This window comes from Nostoc sp. (assembly GCF_036917755.1).
Classification (GTDB): domain Bacteria; phylum Cyanobacteriota; class Cyanobacteriia; order Cyanobacteriales; family Nostocaceae; genus Nostoc.
The window spans coordinates 65252-81229 of sequence record NZ_JBALFC010000050.1 but is presented as its reverse complement, the minus strand read 5'-3'; the positions used below and the strand labels follow the sequence as shown (position 1 = coordinate 81229).

The window sequence follows — 15978 nt, the reverse complement described above, 5'->3', positions numbered from 1 at the left end:
GAGTGTTTCCCTTACTGGTTCATTTACTCTCGCATTTTTTGGTGATTTATGGGCGATTTATTGCGGATGAAGTTGCTAGAGGTAATGTAAACCAGAAAGTTAACCCGCGCTTGCGGTTACTAATAACACCAATTTTACCGCCATGTGCCTTGATAACTTTCCGACAAAGATACATTTTTAAGCCAATGCTTGTAGAACAAGAATCTTGAGGATCGCGGACATGGAGATCAAAGAGGCGATCGCACTCTATTTTACTCATACCTACACCGTCATCTTGAATCTGAGTGCGAATCATTCCAGCTTCAACGCTGGCACTCATAATCAAATTTAATCCTGGTGGATTATTTTGCAAGCTATGTGTTACTAAATGTGCCAAAACTTTCTGCAAGCAAATTCCATCTGCCATTACTAACGGTAAATCTGCGGGAACCAAGTTCTTTAGAGTCGCTTGATTTTGTGTCAGCATGGGTTCCAACTCGGCGAATATTCCTCCCAGTAGGGTGCTAATTTGCACAGGTTCGGGTTTGATTTCAATACCCTGTTTTTCACAGGAATTAATTTCTAGCAATGAGTTAATCATCGTCAGTTGGCGATCATTACCTTGAATCATCCGCTCGATGATTGACCGAGATACTTGAATTGGGGCTTGGGCATTGGGCATTGGGCATTGGGCATTGGGAGGAGACAAGGGAGAGACTTCTTCAATAATTGCTCTTTGTCCGCCTTGTGCCCTTGTCCCCCTCCCCACTCCCTGATTTAACAAATTCTTTAAGACCATCAAGTTACCCATCACCGAAGTTCGTAAATCGTGGGCAACTGTATGCAAAACAACATCTTTGACGCGATGCAATTTTTCAACTTCTTGCATTTTCTGCTGCAATTGTGCTGTCCGTTCTTGTACTTGGTGTTCTAAATTAGTGTTAAGTTCTGCTAGTTTTTGGCATATCTGGCTTTGCTGAATGGCGATCGCTACCTGTTCTGACATCTGCTGTAACAAATCAATTTCTATTGGCTGCCAATGACGCGATCCTGAGCATTGATTAGCAATTAACGCCCCAAATAATTCGTCACCTAGCATAATTGGTACAGCCAAAGTAGCCTGCGTTTTGAATTTTCGATAGTGTGCTTTTACTCTGGGAGATACTGATATTTTTGTTATATCTTCAATGACACGGACAAGATTATCTTTTAGTAAGTTTCTTAATTCTTGTAGATAAGCTTCATCATTAGTAGACCAACCTGTGACTGATGGATACTTGGGATCTACTGATTCGGCAAGAGTTCTGACTCCTAAATTGGCATTATTTAAACCAATGAAAACTCGATCTGCTTGCAGAAATTGCCTGACTTCGGTTACAGTGGTTTGGAGAATTTGCTCTAAGTTAAGCGAAGACCGAATTCGCACTAGGGTTTCTGCCAACAAGCGATCGCGTTGTGCAGAAAGGCGTAATTGCGCTTCTACCTGTTTGCGTTCTGTAATGTCGTGATGGACTGCTAGGATGCTCTTGTTACCATTCAAATCAATCATTTCGGCTGAAAGCAGTGCTGTAATTATCTTGCCAGACTTTTGCCGAAATTGAAATTCCAAGTCGCGAACAACTCCTGTGGCTTGCAACTCCTGTAACAAATTCAGGCGATCGTGATCGTCTACCCAAAGATTTAACTCAAAAGAAGTTTTACCAATCGCCTCATCTCGCTCATAACCTGAAAGTTTCACAAAACTGTCGTTAACTTCGATAAAGCGTCCTTCTTGCAGCGTACTAATAGTAATTGAATCGGGGCTGCAACTAAAAGCTTTAGAAAATTTTTTAGCCAGATTTTCTAAGGTGACTTCAGCTTGTTTGCGTTCTGTGATATCTCGCACAATTGCGAGGATCTCATCTTGACCACTCACTACCAACCGCGCTTCATAATCTCTGACTCCCAAAGGCGTTGATAGTTGATATTCACAAGTTTCCAAAGTTCCAGAATCTAAAGTTTTAGCGATCGCTACTTGGCTAATCGCCGCAACATCACTGGGCAATAACTCTTGCAGATTTTTTCCAACTATTTCTTCCCTCGAAAGAGTGATATTTTCTGCCTCATTTTTCAAATCTAGATACTCTCCATCGCGGCTGATCCGAAATATCAAATCGGGGATAGCATCCAAAATTGCTTTATACCGCGCCTCACTCTCTTGCAATTTTTCTTCGGCTTGTTTTCGGTCTGTAATATCCATAACCAAGCCATTCCAAAGAAAATCGCCTTCTGCTTGTAATTCAGGTTGCGAAGTACCTTGAATCCACTTAAGTTTGCCACTAGGGGTAATGATCCGACCTTCCCAATGCCAAGGTGTGAGAGTGGTTCTACAAACAGTAATAGATTCTCTAAAAGCTTTTATATCTTGTGGATGAATTAGTTTATATAGCACCTGGAAGTCTGCCTGTAAAGCTTCTGGTTCTAATTCATACAAGTATTCACAACCAGAACTAACATAAGGGATAAACACAGAACCATCCTGCCGTTGCAGAATTTGAAAAATCATTCCTGGTAAATTGACAGCAATTTTTGAGATCAGGTTAATAGCCTCTTGCTGGCAATTTGGTGCATACAGCCATTTTACAACGGTTTCATCCACTCTTAGACCCTTTGATAGACAAGCTATTGATGTACAATAAAAAGTCAGAATAACCAATTTAACAGTTTTGATTCTGTAGGCATAATCGCTAACAGAATTAAAATAGTACCTTCTTTCAGAGTAGTTCCTGATGAGGCGATCGCATTCACCCAATCGGGTGAACCAGTTGTCAAAGATATCAAAGAGCGAATCAGTTAAGGACTAAAGTCCTGACTACAAACTTATTTACCCAGGATAGTTGACTTGACAGACTACTAGAATAGATATATAGCTTCTCCCCAAACTGATAATATGAATACTACCACCGTCAGTTTACCTCCTACCCTCGAATTAAACATCGATCTGACTGACGAGCAATTTTTTCAGCTTTGTCAAAATAATCGAGACTTAAAGTTTGAGCGGACGGCTTCAGGGGAGTTAATTATTATGCCACCTACGGGGAGTAATACTAGTGACCGGAATGCTGATTTAACTTATCAATTAAGAGATTGGAGTCGTCAAAATCAGCTAGGGAGATCCTTTGACTCTTCTGGTGGTTTCAAACTTCCCAATGGTGCAGAGCGTTCTCCAGATGCGTCTTGGGTGAAAATGGAACGGTGGAATGCTTTGAGCGAAGCAGAAAAAGAAAGATTTGCTCCTTTGTGTCCCGATTTTGTGGTTGAGTTAATTTCTTTTAGTGATTCATTAGAAAAAACGCCAGCCAAAATGAGGGAATACATGGAGAATGGCGCAAGATTGGGCTGGTTAATTAATAGAAGGCAGCAGCAGGTAGAAATTTATTGTTCCAATCGAGAAGTTGAGATTTTCCAAAGTCCTAAAACTCTATTGGGAGAAGATGTTTTGCCAGGATTTGTTTTAGATTTGGCGGAAATTTGGTGAGTAATTGCCTACCCGGAATCATTCGTGAGAAACAAGATCCCCAACTTCTTAAAGAAGTCGGGGTTCAGCGAGTTTGTAAATTAAAAAACTGAGATAATCAACTTTGATCGCAACAATCAGATAGAAAGTAGTTTTTCCATACCTTAATCTAGTGTTATATCAAGCTTAGTACGTAGCGATCGCCCTGTGATTTACCAAAAAGGGCAGAGGAGGCATCAATGCAATTACAACAGACATCTGTTTTAGAAGAAACTCTTTGGGAAGCAGTTCTCAATCGAGATCCAACTTTTGAAGGCAAGCTTTTTTACGGTGTTCGTTCTACAGGCGTTTATTGCCGACCGATTTGCCCTAGTCGCAGACCAAATCGCCATCAAGTTTGTTTCTTTGAGTCAGCACAAGAGGCTGAAATTGCAGGTTTTCGACCTTGTAAGCGCTGTCAGCCACAATCTGAAACAGTTCCAATTCCGGCGAAAGCGAAAGTTTTAGCAATATGTCGATACATTGAAGCACAAAGCGATCGCATCCCAACTCTTTCGGAATTATGCTCTCAGGTGGGAATGAGTCCCAGTTATCTGCAAAGAATATTTAAACAAATAATTGGCGTATCGCCCTTTCAATATGCAGATGCCTTGCGTAGCCAGCGATTGAAGCAGCGTCTTCAGTCAGGCGAAGAAATTGCTCATGCAGTTTACGACACGGGGTATGGTTCAAGTAGCCAACTGTATGAGAAAGCACCTAAGCAACTCGGAATGACACCAAAGACTTACCAACAAGCTGGAAAGACAATCAGCATTGTTTATGCGATCGCTACATGTCCACTAGGATATTTGCTTGTGGCAACAACAGAAAAGGGTATCTGTGCCGTTAAACTAGGTGATGAAGCAGACAAGCTTGAACACATTTTGATCAAGGAATTTCACCAAGCGCACATCATGCGTGATGACCACACACATAAACAATGGATAGAAGCAATCCTCAACTTTATTTCGGGAGATGAAACACATCTCGATTTACCACTTGATATACGTGGGACAGCATTTCAGAAACAGGTTTGGGAAGCATTACAGAAAATTCCCTATGGCGAAACCTGCACCTATACCGATATCGCTCGTAATATTGCCAAGCCGCAGGCAGTCCGCGCCGTGGGAAATGCTTGTGGAGCTAATCCGATCGCGCTGATTGTACCATGTCATCGTGTGCTACGAAGTGATGGCAGTCTTGGTGGTTATCACTGGGGAATTGAGCGCAAACAAAAACTGCTTGTACAAGAATCAACCCCAAAGGGGAATTCAAAATTCAAAATGACGCTCGCGGACTCGCTAACGCTACGCTAACAAAATTCAAAATTACAATTCCCATAAATCAATTCACTTGCTCTGTATCCTATTCTTTTTAGGTTGAAATTTCTTAAAGATGACATTGGAAGAAACAGCCGCACAAACAGCTGAACTAGAATCGCTGACTGAAGAAAGTCTAACCCGTGGTTTGCTGGTGCTTGCCAATCTTGACAGCGATTTGGCTCGGATTTTAGAGACACTGGGGCCTCCACCTATGTGGCAAAGAGAACCGGGTTTTGCAACGCTTCTGTGCATAATTCTGGAACAACAAGTTTCCTTAGCAGCTGCAAGGGCTGTATTTAGCCGACTATGTGGGGTTGTTGTAACTCTCACGCCAGAAACTTTTCTGACATTGGATGATGTTCAATTGAGAGGAATTGGATTCAGTCGGCAAAAGATTCTATACTGTCGTGGGTTGGCTCAGGCGATGCCGAAGGCGGGCTACGCCTACGCAACTGGTCAGCTTGATCTAACCAAGCTGGAAAGAATGGACGAAACTACTATCAGAACTGAGTTAAAGCGTCTCAAAGGTATAGGAGACTGGACAGTTGATATTTACTTGCTAATGGCGCTGCAACGTCCTGATGTCTTTCCTAAAGGTGATTTAGCGATCGCGATCGCTTTCCAAAAACTCAAAAACTTGGCGACGCGTCCAACACCAATTCAACTAGAAGCAATGACACAGCACTGGCGACCGTGGAGAGCAGTTGCTGCAAGACTTTTATGGCACTACTACTTGAGTAATGCCAATAGTAAATCGGTTACAGTTTCCCAGTGAATATCCGCTCGGCTGGGCCTGTCATGTAAACCCGTTGGTCTACTTCTGACCATTCAATTTGCAAACAGCCACCAGGTAATTCGATCGTGGCGGCGCGATCGCATTTTCCAGTCAATACTCCAGCTACCAAGGAAGCGCAAGCACCAGTCCCACAAGCTAATGTAATTCCAGCACCCCGTTCCCACACCCGCATTTTCAAATAGTCACGGCGTACCACTTGCATAAATTCGGTATTTATGCGTTGGGGAAAAGCTGGGTGATGCTCAAATTTTGGGCCGATGGTTTCTAGCTCAATTGCTGCTACATCTTCCACAAAAGTGATGCAATGGGGATTTCCCATACTTACACAAGTGACTTCCCAAGTTTGCCCCGCCACCTCCAACGGCTGAGAAATTACTTTTTCTTCAGCAGGTGCAAGGGTGGTGGGAATTTCGCCAGCGAGTAACCTGGGTAAACCCATGTCTACTTTAACTTGACCATCAGGTAAGATTTGGGGAATCATCACACCAGCTAGGGTATGAATGCGATATGAGTCTTTATTCCGGGATTCGCCTTCTAAGTCTGCTAAAAAGCCAGCTAAACAGCGAATGCCATTGCCACACATTTCTGGTTCTGAACCATCAGAATTAAAAATCCGCATGGTGTAGTCAGTGCCGTTTTCTCCCGGTAGCGCAAAAATTACACCATCAGCACCGATACCAAAGTGGCGATCGCACAACTTAATGGCTTGCTCTGGAGTCACTACAGGCACAGATGACGAGCGATTGTCAATCAGAATAAAGTCGTTGCCTAGACCATGATACTTAGTAAATTCGATTGCCATTTCCTCAAGGATGAATTATCAAGGATTAGTTACTCTTTATTTTGCCTTGTAGGTTCATCTTTACTCAAAATGCTTACCGAATTTGACACCACTTTACCTAGTATTAGACAAGTCCAAAACCTGATTAAACACACAATGCCAGTAGAGTTCAAGCTGCTGACTGGTGATCTAATCACAGGAAAGATTTTATGGCAAGATCCACACTGTATCTGTATTGCTGATGAAAACAGTCAGCAAACCACTATTTGGAAACATGCGATCGCCTATATTAAACCAAAGAGTTAGTCATATCATGTCCGCCAAATTACCCATAATAAAGGAACCCCTCCCCGCTCTTCGGGAGGGCAGGGTGGTTTCATACAACGAGAGAAAAATAATAATGATTTGTAGAGGGTAGAGAAAAATGGATAACTAACAAGTATGAATCTCATCGAACAATTGCAGCAAGTCCCAGACTATAGGCACATCGGGGGACGAAGACATGAATTATGGTTAGTATTATTGCTCATATTGCTCGGAGCAATGACTGGGTATTGGGGCTACCGTCCACTGGAAGATTTTACCTGCATTACACAGACAAAGCTTAATTGAGCTGTTAAACCTAGATGAGGCAATGAAGTTTCCATCAGATTTCTTGGTTTTCGCACTATCCCTCAAGCTCAACGTGCTGTCTTCCAATCAAATCCAAAAAGTTTTTTCTTTCTTTGTATGAAACCACCCTGCCCAACGCTAGTAGGGAAGGGGGCTGGGGGGTTAGGTTTTTGATTACTGAATCGATGCTCTAGCAAACAGTACAGCGTTCTAGTGAATAAACTAATGCATCTCTGCGCTAATCTAGAGGCTATATCTAACAAAAGTTAATATGGATATCATTGAAATCCTCAAAAAAGACTATCAAAGATTCCCACTAAATCAAACTTACAGCATTTACGCTTCAGACGTTTATTTTCAAGACCCACTGAATAAATTTCGTGGTGTTAAACGTTACAAAGAAATGATTAATTTTATCCAAACTTGGTTTTTAGACCCGAAGATGGACTTACATAATATTCAACGTTTAGGAGACACAATAAAAACTGAGTGGACACTTAGTTGGAATACTCCTCTCCCCTGGAAACCACGGATCTCCATTCCTGGTTGGAGCGAACTAGGTATTAACTCTGATGGTTTGATTGTCTCCCATGTGGATTATTGGAATTGTTCACGCTTAGATGTGGTGAAGCAGCATTTCTTTGCTGCAAAAATGTAACCAATTAAGGTTTGTTCTAATTCCCTCGTTAAAAAAGAGAGCTAAGGAGGATCAAGCTTTAACCCAAGGGACATTCATCATCAGAGACTTCCAAATAAAAAAATATCCAATTATCTATTGTGGGGTGGTCATTGGTGTCAACTTAAGCCAAAACCCTTTTAAAATCTCGTTTCCAGCCTCTTGCTGGAAATGCTGCTCGTTGCGGCAGAGCCGCAAGTCTTGAGGCGGCAGCCCTCTCGGAATGCATTAAGAGTCGGAGACTTCTTTTCGAGACAATCTTAAAAGCTGCTTAGAGACTGGCTTTCACGTTAAGTTGACACGTATGAGCATTGCTGTGCCCCTACGAGAAATCTATATGTATCAGGGTTTGTCTGAAATGGTATAACATGGTGCGTTAGGGCTTTAACCTAACGCAGTCTACCGAAGATTTACTTCTAACTTCTGCTGTATTTTAATAATTATTTAGTTTTTTTAGCTCATATTATACAACTTATACGCTACTCAACCGCTTGCTCAAACATGATTTCTAACACTAGGATGTCATACTAAAAATAATTAGCAAATTACACACAACCAAGTCAGATAAATGGCTGCTATTATTGATGCTGTCGTTAACGAGGTATAAAATATACTACTAGTGTAACTATAATTTCTGAGCAAGTAAGTATTTATAAGTAAGCTCTCAATCTCTACTTAAGCATTACATCTCAATCTTTGAGTTCAAGTCTTGCCAAAGCTTGAGATGTATAAGATAAACGTATAACGTTTGAGTTTGTTATAAAACTTTAAGAAAATAAGAGTATGCTCTGGGATTTTGTATAAGATTAATCAAGTAGAATAGTGGTATCACATAAAAAGCTATAAAATTCCAGAGATTAATAAAAGTTTAAGTTCATGATTTGAGGAGCAGGGTTTTTGTCCTATGGTCAAGCGATCGCTCCAAGCATCACTGACTGGCATTCAAGAGGCTAAAAGAGCATTCGCTCGCAAGGGCTGGACACAAGACAATTTGGCAGGAGAAGTTAACCTCAAGACTAGACAACCAATTTGGCGGTTTTTCAGTGGTCGTCCGGTTGAGCGTCATAGCTTTATTGAAATTTGTTCGGTGTTGTCACTGAATTGGCGTGAGATTGCTACCAATCCTCCGGCAGAATTCGGTGAACGAGAAGAATTCACCCAGCCCTCTGTCGTGGATATTGATACATTAGTGCAAAAAGTGCGATCGCAACGCTTCGACAAAATTCAAGACCAGTGTGGTATTTTGCAATTATTGGATATCAACCGTCCCGTTGCGATCGATGACATATATATAGATGTGAATATTTTGGAGTCAATTGCAAGTCAACAGTACTTAGAAATCACTAAACTGCAAAGCATTGATCCCAAAGAATTTGACCGTTTTGGCTTAGGTGAGGCTGACCAGAACCAGATACCTGGTACACACGCAGTTAAAACATACTCCAAGCTCAGGGTGTTAGGCAAACCAGGAGTAGGTAAAACCACCTTTTTGCAATATCTTGCCATTCAGTGTAACCAAGGCGCATTTGCGGGGAATCAAGTTCCGATCTTCATCACACTCAGAAACTTTGCCCAAGAGTCTAAAATCACCAGCGAATTTAGCCTATTAAAGTACATCCGCCAGGAGTTTCACACATCTAGAATATCAGATCCCTCAGTCATCGAAACCTTGCTTAGTAGAGGCAGAGTGTTACTCTTGCTTGATGGCATGGATGAAGTTCTTAACCAACAAAGCAATGCTGTCTTAAGCGAAATTCGCAGATTTTCAGAGAAGTATCACCAAAATCAGTTTGTGGCCACCTGTCGAACAGCAGTTCAAAAGCTCAGACTCCGAGGCTTTACCGATGTTGAGATTGCCCCATTTACCTCAGAACAAATCCGAGCCTTCGCTCAAAAATGGTTTGTGGCCTTTCCCAACACCAACACTCAAGATGGTCTGGCGCAATCGATTCAGTTTATTCAGAAATTGGAGTTAGATGAAAACTGGGAATTTCGCCAACTCGTCGTCACACCCCTATTTCTGCATCTTGCCTGCTGGCTGTTTCACGGTCAAGAAAAATTTCCGACTAAGCGGACTGACTTTTATAAACAAGGTCTAGACCTGGTGTTGGGTAAATGGGATGAAGCCAGAGGCATTGAACGGGATGACGTTTACCGAGGGTTTTTATTACCACAAAAGCTTAAGTTATTGAGTCAGATTGCAGCAGCGACATTTGAGCAAGGTCAGTACTTTTTTGAGCAACGCATCGTTGAGAAATACATTGGTGAGTATATTCAGAGTCTGACCAACGCACCAATAGATGCAGAGTCACTGCAAATAGAAAGCGAAGCGGCGCTGAAGGCAATTGAGGCTCAACATGGGCTACTCGCAGAACGGGCGCGGGGAATTTTCTCCTTCTCCTATCTGGCGTTTCAAGAATATTTAACTGCAAGAAAAATCGTTGCCAGCCATAACCTACAGGCATTTGAGCAAGCTCTGGGAGGTCTGGTCAGTCATATCACTGACCCGCACTGGCGCGAAATCTTCTTATTAACGGCTACCATGCTTCGGAGTGCAGACGGGCTAGTACTGTTGATGAAACAACAGATTGATACACTGGTTGCTCAAGATCCTTATTTACAAGAATTTTTGACGTGGGGCAGCCAAAAATCTCGCACGATTCCCACCCAAACAAAAGATGCGACAGTTCGAGCCTTTTACCTTGCCTTGAGTCGGACTCCTCATATAGCTTCTCACTTTGCCCTAGCCAGCAGCCTCGAACAGGGGATGTTTCTGGATGTCGCATTAGATGACCTGCTGCTAGAGTGTGCAATTGATGGGAACCAGGACTTTGCTCACATCCACACCTGTGGAGAAGCTCTCTCGAACATTCTGGGCATTGTTCTGGATGTTGGACTCCATAAATCCTTGCAAAAACTCTCTGAACAATTGCCAAACTCTCGTCAAAGTCAAGAACGGTTTGGGCTATGGGGGCAGACAAACTATTCAGCCTGGGCTGAACAATTAAAAATAACGGTGATTAATTATCGCAATATTAACCATGAGTGGCAGTTTAGCCAAGAACAACAGCAAATGCTGCAACGCTACTACGATGCCAATCAGTTACTACTCGATTGCCTACATAGCAATTCGGAAGTGACGGCTGCTATCAGGCAGGAAATTGAAGCCACCTTATTGTTGCCGATAAAGGAACTTGAGGATAGGGAATGGCAATAATTCTTTTTGCAAAAATGATTTTGACTACATTTTGTGTCGTAGTTAATCAACTCATTCACCAAATCAAACAACACCAAGTTTATAGTACAGGAATAGAACCGAGTAATTGTAGCCATCTACGTGGTTCTCTGCTATTTTTTATTTGATCTATCAAGTTGTCTTACCTCTTTAAGACTACGTATTTTTCAGCCCACTTTGCACTTAAAGCCCTAATCGCAGGTCTTATTATGAATTTAATCAATGACTTTTGCTTGAGAGTTGGGATACTCAAAGGTGTACAAGTACTAGTTGTAGACAACGATCGCGATAGTAGAGATTTGTACGCGTTATTACTCAAAGACTTGGGCGCAAATGTGATCACTGCTGGTTCTATAAAAGAAGCTTTAGAAATCCTGAGTTGTTTCACGCCCAACATCCTGGTCTGTGAAATTAGGTTCTTAGGTGAAAGTATTTATACATTGCTAAATACATTGAGTGCTATGGAAGCAAACAATGGTAATCATATTCCAATCATTGTGACTTCAACATCTACCACAGGTACTCATGACCAAATTCCAGAGGTAGAGTTTGAAGAATATTTACTTAAACCATTTGACCTTGACAAATTTGTTTCCCTGATTACCAATCAAGTACAGTCAGATGTGGTGGAAAGTTTTCGCCAGGATGTACTAGTTTTACATTAGTAGATAAGTTTAAGCATCTGCCTTGTTTGCCCGGACTGAATTGAAGAAAAATTCAGAATTTTGAATCAAAAGGCTCTCTACGAGATGCCGGGCGGATGCGGACTCGCTCTCCGTGGCACTATCCGCTTTTTCGGTCAGAATAGACAGCTGAATTCTGTTTCGATAAAACTTGTATGATCGTTGTTAAAGTTCCCCTTTAGCAATATTATGAGCGAATTACAGATCCAATTAGTAACTGATACCTGGATAGCAGTAACTTGGGATGAATATATTCAAGTAATTGAAAATCCTGCCTACGAAAAAGCCAAGGGTTACTACCACAATGGACACATGAGGATTGAAATCTACGCACTCGGCCATGACCACGCCTGCGACAACACAATTATTGCCTTTGCTGTTAACCTTTTTTGCACAATCAAAGATATCCTCGCCAAAGGCTTAACTAACTGTACATATCGGAAAACAGGCTTTAATGAAGCTCAACCTGATGTATCTTACTATATTGGCGAGAATGCTGATGTCATTCCTTATGGAACTTCAATCATTAATTTAGATATCTATCCACCACCAGATTTAGTTATTGAAGTTGCTAATACTTCACTTGCTGATGATCAAGGCGAAAAACGACTTTTGTACGAAGATTTAGGAGTGAAAGAATATTGGATTTTAAATGTCCAGAATGTGCAAGTTATGGCTTTTGCTATTGAAAACCAAGGTAGTAGGCGGATTACAGAATCTCAGGTATTACCAGGATTAGTAATTTCTTTGTTAAACGAAGCATTACGGCGAACTCGTCAAATAAATCAAAGTCAAGTTGGTGCTTGGTTATTAACCCAATTTCAGCAATAATTACTTGAACCATTCTCAATAACCGTAGGAGAGCCAATTGTTATAGGTAGGCAAACTCCCGCGACAGTACATCAGTGGCTAAAGTCACCCATTTAGGTGAAGACATATAGGTATGTAATATCTACTATGAAGGAAGATTAAGCAACTATGAAGCTAATTATGTGTCTAGTTGTGAGTTTACTAATAAAAATTTAATCCAAAAGTTTGAAAAAATCCGTATTCCTGCACTGCCCTCTAACTGAGGACTACTCGCATAAAGCAATATTCATAGGCTTATAGATATGGCTACATACATAGAAATTCCAGTTATAGGCAAAGTTAAGTATCCATTACGCTGGCTGATGGGCCTGATTGCTGGGGGTGCCTTGGTTGTTGGTACAGTCACAGCCTACACCCTGGTAAATCAAGGGACAAAAGAAGATATTGCTAAATTAACTGTGCCAGTGGCAGCGCAAAACGTGACTTTGCGGATTACAGCTAGTGGCAAAGTTGTGCCAGTTCAGAGCGTAAATATTAGTCCGAAGAATCCCGGAGTGCTGTCGCAATTATATGTGGAACAAGGCGATCGCATTCAACAAGGGCAAATTCTCGCCCGGATGGATAGTGCCAGCATTGAAGCCCAAAGGAGCCAGTATCGTGCTAACTTAGCCCAAAGTCAAGCACAACTAGCCGAAGCCGTTGCTGGTAGTCGTCCTCAAGAAATTGCTCAAGCTAGGGCGCGATTAGCACAATCTCAAGCCCAGTTAGCCGCAGCCCGTGCTGGTAATCGTCCCCAAGAGGTTGCTCAATCTCAATCCCAAGTGGATGCGGCTCAAGCAAAGGTGAATTACGCAAGTCAACAGGTAAAGCGTTATCAATACCTATATAAAGAGGGAGCAGAGACAAAACAATTACTCGATCAAGCTATCAGCGACGACAAAAGTGCTAGAGCCAATTTAGAAGAAGCTAAAAAACGCTTTTCGTTAGTCCAAAGTGGCACTCGGACTGAGGAAATTGACCAACGCCAAGCGGCTGTGAATGAAGCACGGGCAGCATTAGTTCTGTTGGAAGATGGCACCCGTTCTGAAGAAATTGTCCAGCGTCAAGCAGCAGTTGCCTCTGCTGAGGCTCAATTGAAGGGTGTGCAAGTGCAATTGGAAGATACAATTATTCGCGCTCCTCTTTCGGGAATTGTGACGCAAAAGTATGCCGAACCAGGCGCGTTTGTCACACCCACAACTTCTGCTTCTACTAGTGCGTCGGCAACTTCCAGTTCAATTGTGGCTGTAGCACGCGGTTTAGAAATATTAGCTCAAGTTCCCGAAGCCGATCTTAGCAGAATAAAACCGGGACAGCAGGTGGAAATTGTCGCCGATGCCTATCCCGATCAAGTTTTTAAAGGTCATGTGCGTCTAATTGCTCCCGAAGCTGTGGTGGAACAAGGTGTGACATCCTTTCAGGTGCGGGTTGCTCTCGATACTGGTGCAAATAAACTGCGTTCTGGCTTAAATGTGGATCTGACTTTTTTAGGCGATCGCGTCAATAATGCCTTAGTATTACCAACGGTGTCAATCGTCACCGAAAAGGGTAAAACTGGCGTACTTGTACCAGATGCAAACAATAAACCCCAATTCCGCGAAGTTACAGTTGGGGCGCAAATTCAAGAGCAAACTCAGATTTTAGAGGGAGTTAAAGCAGGCGATCGCATTTTTGTTAACCCACCCAAAGACTACAAAATTGAGAAGGCCAAGGAACAAAAGAATAAATAAGTCGGAAGTCGGAAGTCGGAAGTCGGAAGCGATGCCCTTCGGCAACGCTTGGGGTACAGTTTTGTAACGGGGATTTAGACCCACTTTTTGATAACAAGATTTTTGAAATTTTAATTACGAATTACGAATTACGAATTACGAATTAGTATGAACTTTCTAGAAAGTATCCAAATGGCGGGAAAAACCCTGCTGTCAAATAAGCTGCGTAGCGCTCTCACCATGCTGGGTATAGTTATTGGTAACGCCTCAGTTATTGGCATGATTGGTATTGGCGAAAGTGGCCAAAAGTACGTGAATAAACAGCTGGAGTCATTAGGGCCAAATGTGCTGTTTGTAATTCCAGGTAATCGAGAAACTCAGCGTATCTCCTTTGAAGTGCCAAAAACTCTGGTGTTGCAAGATGCTGATGCGATCGCTTCTCAGGTACCAACTGTAGTAGGAGTTGCTCCCGAATTAAACAGAAGACAGGTAATTACATACCGCAACAAAAACACCGATGTCAACATCATTGGCACAGCTCCCAGTTTCCTATCGGTGCGGGATTTTGAAACTGCTAAAGGCAGGTTTTTCTCTGAGGTAGACATTAAGCGAAGTAACCAAGTTGTTGTGCTGGGTGCAGACTTGGCAGAAAAACTATTCGGTAATAGTAACGCTGTCGGTCAGCAATTGCGAATCGGAAATACTAGCTTTCAAGTGATTGGGACGTTAACAGCCAAAGGTTCCAGCGTCGGTGCAGATTATGATGAAGCTGCCTTAATACCGATTACGACTTCCGCAAACCGACTTGTGGGAAAGAATTCTCCCTATGGTATCGCCTTAGATTATCTCGTCGCTGCCGCTCGTGATTCAGAGAGCGTCGATGCAGCAGAATTTCAAATTACTAATTTGTTGCGTCTACGGCACAAAATTAATGGTGAAGATGACTTTACTCTTCGCTCTCAAAAGGATGCTTTGCAAACTGTCGGTCAAATTACAGGTGCATTGACAATTATGTTAGCAGCGATCGCAGCCATATCGCTGTTTGTCGGTGGCATTGGCATCATGAATATTATGCTTGTCTCCGTCACCGAACGCACCCAAGAAATCGGATTGAGAAAAGCGATCGGGGCAACTGAGCAAGATATTTTGCTACAGTTCATCATTGAGGCAGTGATAGTTTCCGCAGCTGGTGGTTTAGTTGGGACTGCGGTTGGTATCAGTGGCATTCTATTAGTGGGAGCCTTGACTCCTTTAGAAGCGAGTCTTTCTCCCGTAGCGATTACTATGGCAGTTAGTGTTTCTGCTGGTATTGGTTTATTCTTTGGCGTTGTTCCCGCACGTCGCGCAGCTAAACTTGACCCAATTGTGGCTTTGAGAAGTGCTTAGTACAGAACACCACAAAAAGGGTATGGAATTTAATCATTCGTAGGTTGGTTAGAACGAAGTGGAACCCAACATCAAGTCTCAATATTTCCGAACCCCTTTTACAGTGACGTGTACTTAGTGATGGGAATGGCGAAACTTAATCTTCCTAATCAGGTTGAGCTAAGTAATTCACTAAATCATTTTGACTGGAGAAATCTAACAGCGCTTCAGCTAACTCTTCTAGTTGAGCGATCGATAAAGTGCGAATCTGCTGTTCTATCTCCGGCTCAATTGCAGCAAACCGATGTGTCAAAAGACGCATAATCAGTTGTAGCGCCTCCTGTTTCTTTCCTCGTTCTTCTCCTTTTTGCAGAATGTCTTGGTAAATTACAGATTCTTGCATAATTTGCTTTTTAGTAGGTTTGGCAAAGCGATC

Annotated in this window: 15 protein-coding genes; 11 read left to right on the top strand and 4 right to left on the bottom strand. The window is 42.3% G+C overall.

The window, feature by feature from the left end:
- Nucleotides 1-46: 46 nt before the first annotated feature.
- Nucleotides 47-2617, bottom strand: coding sequence for a sensor histidine kinase (locus tag V7L05_RS12460; protein WP_335164459.1), 2571 nt, complete (start codon nt 2615-2617; stop codon nt 47-49).
- Between the two features lie 44 nt (nt 2618-2661).
- On the bottom strand, nt 2662-2799 hold the full coding sequence (locus V7L05_RS12455; protein WP_335164458.1) for a hypothetical protein: 138 nt from the start codon (nt 2797-2799) through the stop codon (nt 2662-2664).
- A gap of 109 nt (nt 2800-2908) precedes the next feature.
- Between V7L05_RS12455 and V7L05_RS12450 the strand changes: the two genes are divergently transcribed.
- The 3 genes from V7L05_RS12450 (at nt 2909) to V7L05_RS12440 (ending at nt 5611) form a co-directional block, all read left to right on the top strand.
- A complete protein-coding gene (locus tag V7L05_RS12450; RefSeq protein ID WP_335164457.1) occupies nt 2909-3496 on the top strand; it encodes a Uma2 family endonuclease in 588 nt (195 codons plus the stop codon).
- Between the two features lie 218 nt (nt 3497-3714).
- On the top strand, nt 3715-4830 hold the full coding sequence (gene ada / locus V7L05_RS12445) for a bifunctional DNA-binding transcriptional regulator/O6-methylguanine-DNA methyltransferase Ada (RefSeq protein WP_335164456.1): 1116 nt from the start codon (nt 3715-3717) through the stop codon (nt 4828-4830).
- Nucleotides 4831-4909: 79 nt separating this feature from the next.
- Nucleotides 4910-5611: a DNA-3-methyladenine glycosylase family protein gene (locus tag V7L05_RS12440; RefSeq protein ID WP_335164455.1), complete on the top strand. Its 702-nt coding sequence runs from the start codon at nt 4910-4912 to the stop codon at nt 5609-5611.
- Here V7L05_RS12440 and dapF read toward each other — a convergent pair.
- Nucleotides 5595-6434 (bottom strand): diaminopimelate epimerase, encoded by an 840-nt coding sequence (gene dapF, locus V7L05_RS12435; protein ID WP_335164454.1) that lies wholly within the window; start codon nt 6432-6434, stop codon nt 5595-5597. The two genes, V7L05_RS12440 and dapF, sit on opposite strands and share 17 nt — an antisense overlap.
- Before the next feature lie 69 nt (nt 6435-6503).
- On the opposite strand from dapF, the gene V7L05_RS12430 reads away from it, so the two are divergent.
- The 8 genes from V7L05_RS12430 to V7L05_RS12395 all read left to right on the top strand — a co-directional run bounded on the left by V7L05_RS12430 (nt 6504) and on the right by V7L05_RS12395 (nt 15563).
- Complete coding sequence (locus V7L05_RS12430; protein ID WP_335164453.1) at nt 6504-6719, top strand: Hfq-related RNA-binding protein; 216 nt, start codon at nt 6504-6506, stop codon at nt 6717-6719.
- Nucleotides 6720-6854: 135 nt separating this feature from the next.
- Nucleotides 6855-7025 (top strand): transposase family protein, encoded by a 171-nt coding sequence (locus tag V7L05_RS12425; RefSeq protein ID WP_335164452.1) that lies wholly within the window; start codon nt 6855-6857, stop codon nt 7023-7025.
- 271 nt (nt 7026-7296) lie between these two features.
- A complete protein-coding gene (locus V7L05_RS12420) occupies nt 7297-7683 on the top strand; it encodes a DUF2358 domain-containing protein (RefSeq protein WP_335164451.1) in 387 nt (128 codons plus the stop codon).
- A 922-nt stretch (nt 7684-8605) separates the two neighbouring features.
- On the top strand, nt 8606-10918 hold the full coding sequence (locus V7L05_RS12415; RefSeq protein ID WP_335164450.1) for an NACHT domain-containing protein: 2313 nt from the start codon (nt 8606-8608) through the stop codon (nt 10916-10918).
- Between the two features lie 227 nt (nt 10919-11145).
- Nucleotides 11146-11601 carry a response regulator gene (locus V7L05_RS12410; protein ID WP_335164449.1) on the top strand — a complete coding sequence of 152 codons (456 nt, stop codon included), beginning with the start codon at nt 11146-11148 and terminating at the stop codon, nt 11599-11601.
- A 207-nt stretch (nt 11602-11808) separates the two neighbouring features.
- Nucleotides 11809-12450, top strand: a complete 642-nt coding sequence (locus V7L05_RS12405; protein ID WP_335164448.1) for a Uma2 family endonuclease — start codon at nt 11809-11811, stop codon at nt 12448-12450.
- A 281-nt stretch (nt 12451-12731) separates the two neighbouring features.
- On the top strand, nt 12732-14198 hold the full coding sequence (locus tag V7L05_RS12400; RefSeq protein WP_335164447.1) for an efflux RND transporter periplasmic adaptor subunit: 1467 nt from the start codon (nt 12732-12734) through the stop codon (nt 14196-14198).
- 147 nt (nt 14199-14345) lie between these two features.
- The gene (locus tag V7L05_RS12395; RefSeq protein ID WP_335164446.1) at nt 14346-15563 is read left to right on the top strand and encodes an ABC transporter permease; all 1218 of its coding nucleotides are present in this window, start codon (nt 14346-14348) and stop codon (nt 15561-15563) included.
- A gap of 145 nt (nt 15564-15708) precedes the next feature.
- On the opposite strand, the gene V7L05_RS12390 is transcribed toward V7L05_RS12395, so the two are convergent.
- A complete protein-coding gene (locus V7L05_RS12390) occupies nt 15709-15945 on the bottom strand; it encodes a DUF4351 domain-containing protein (RefSeq protein WP_335164445.1) in 237 nt (78 codons plus the stop codon).
- Between the last annotated feature and the right edge of the window lie 33 nt (nt 15946-15978).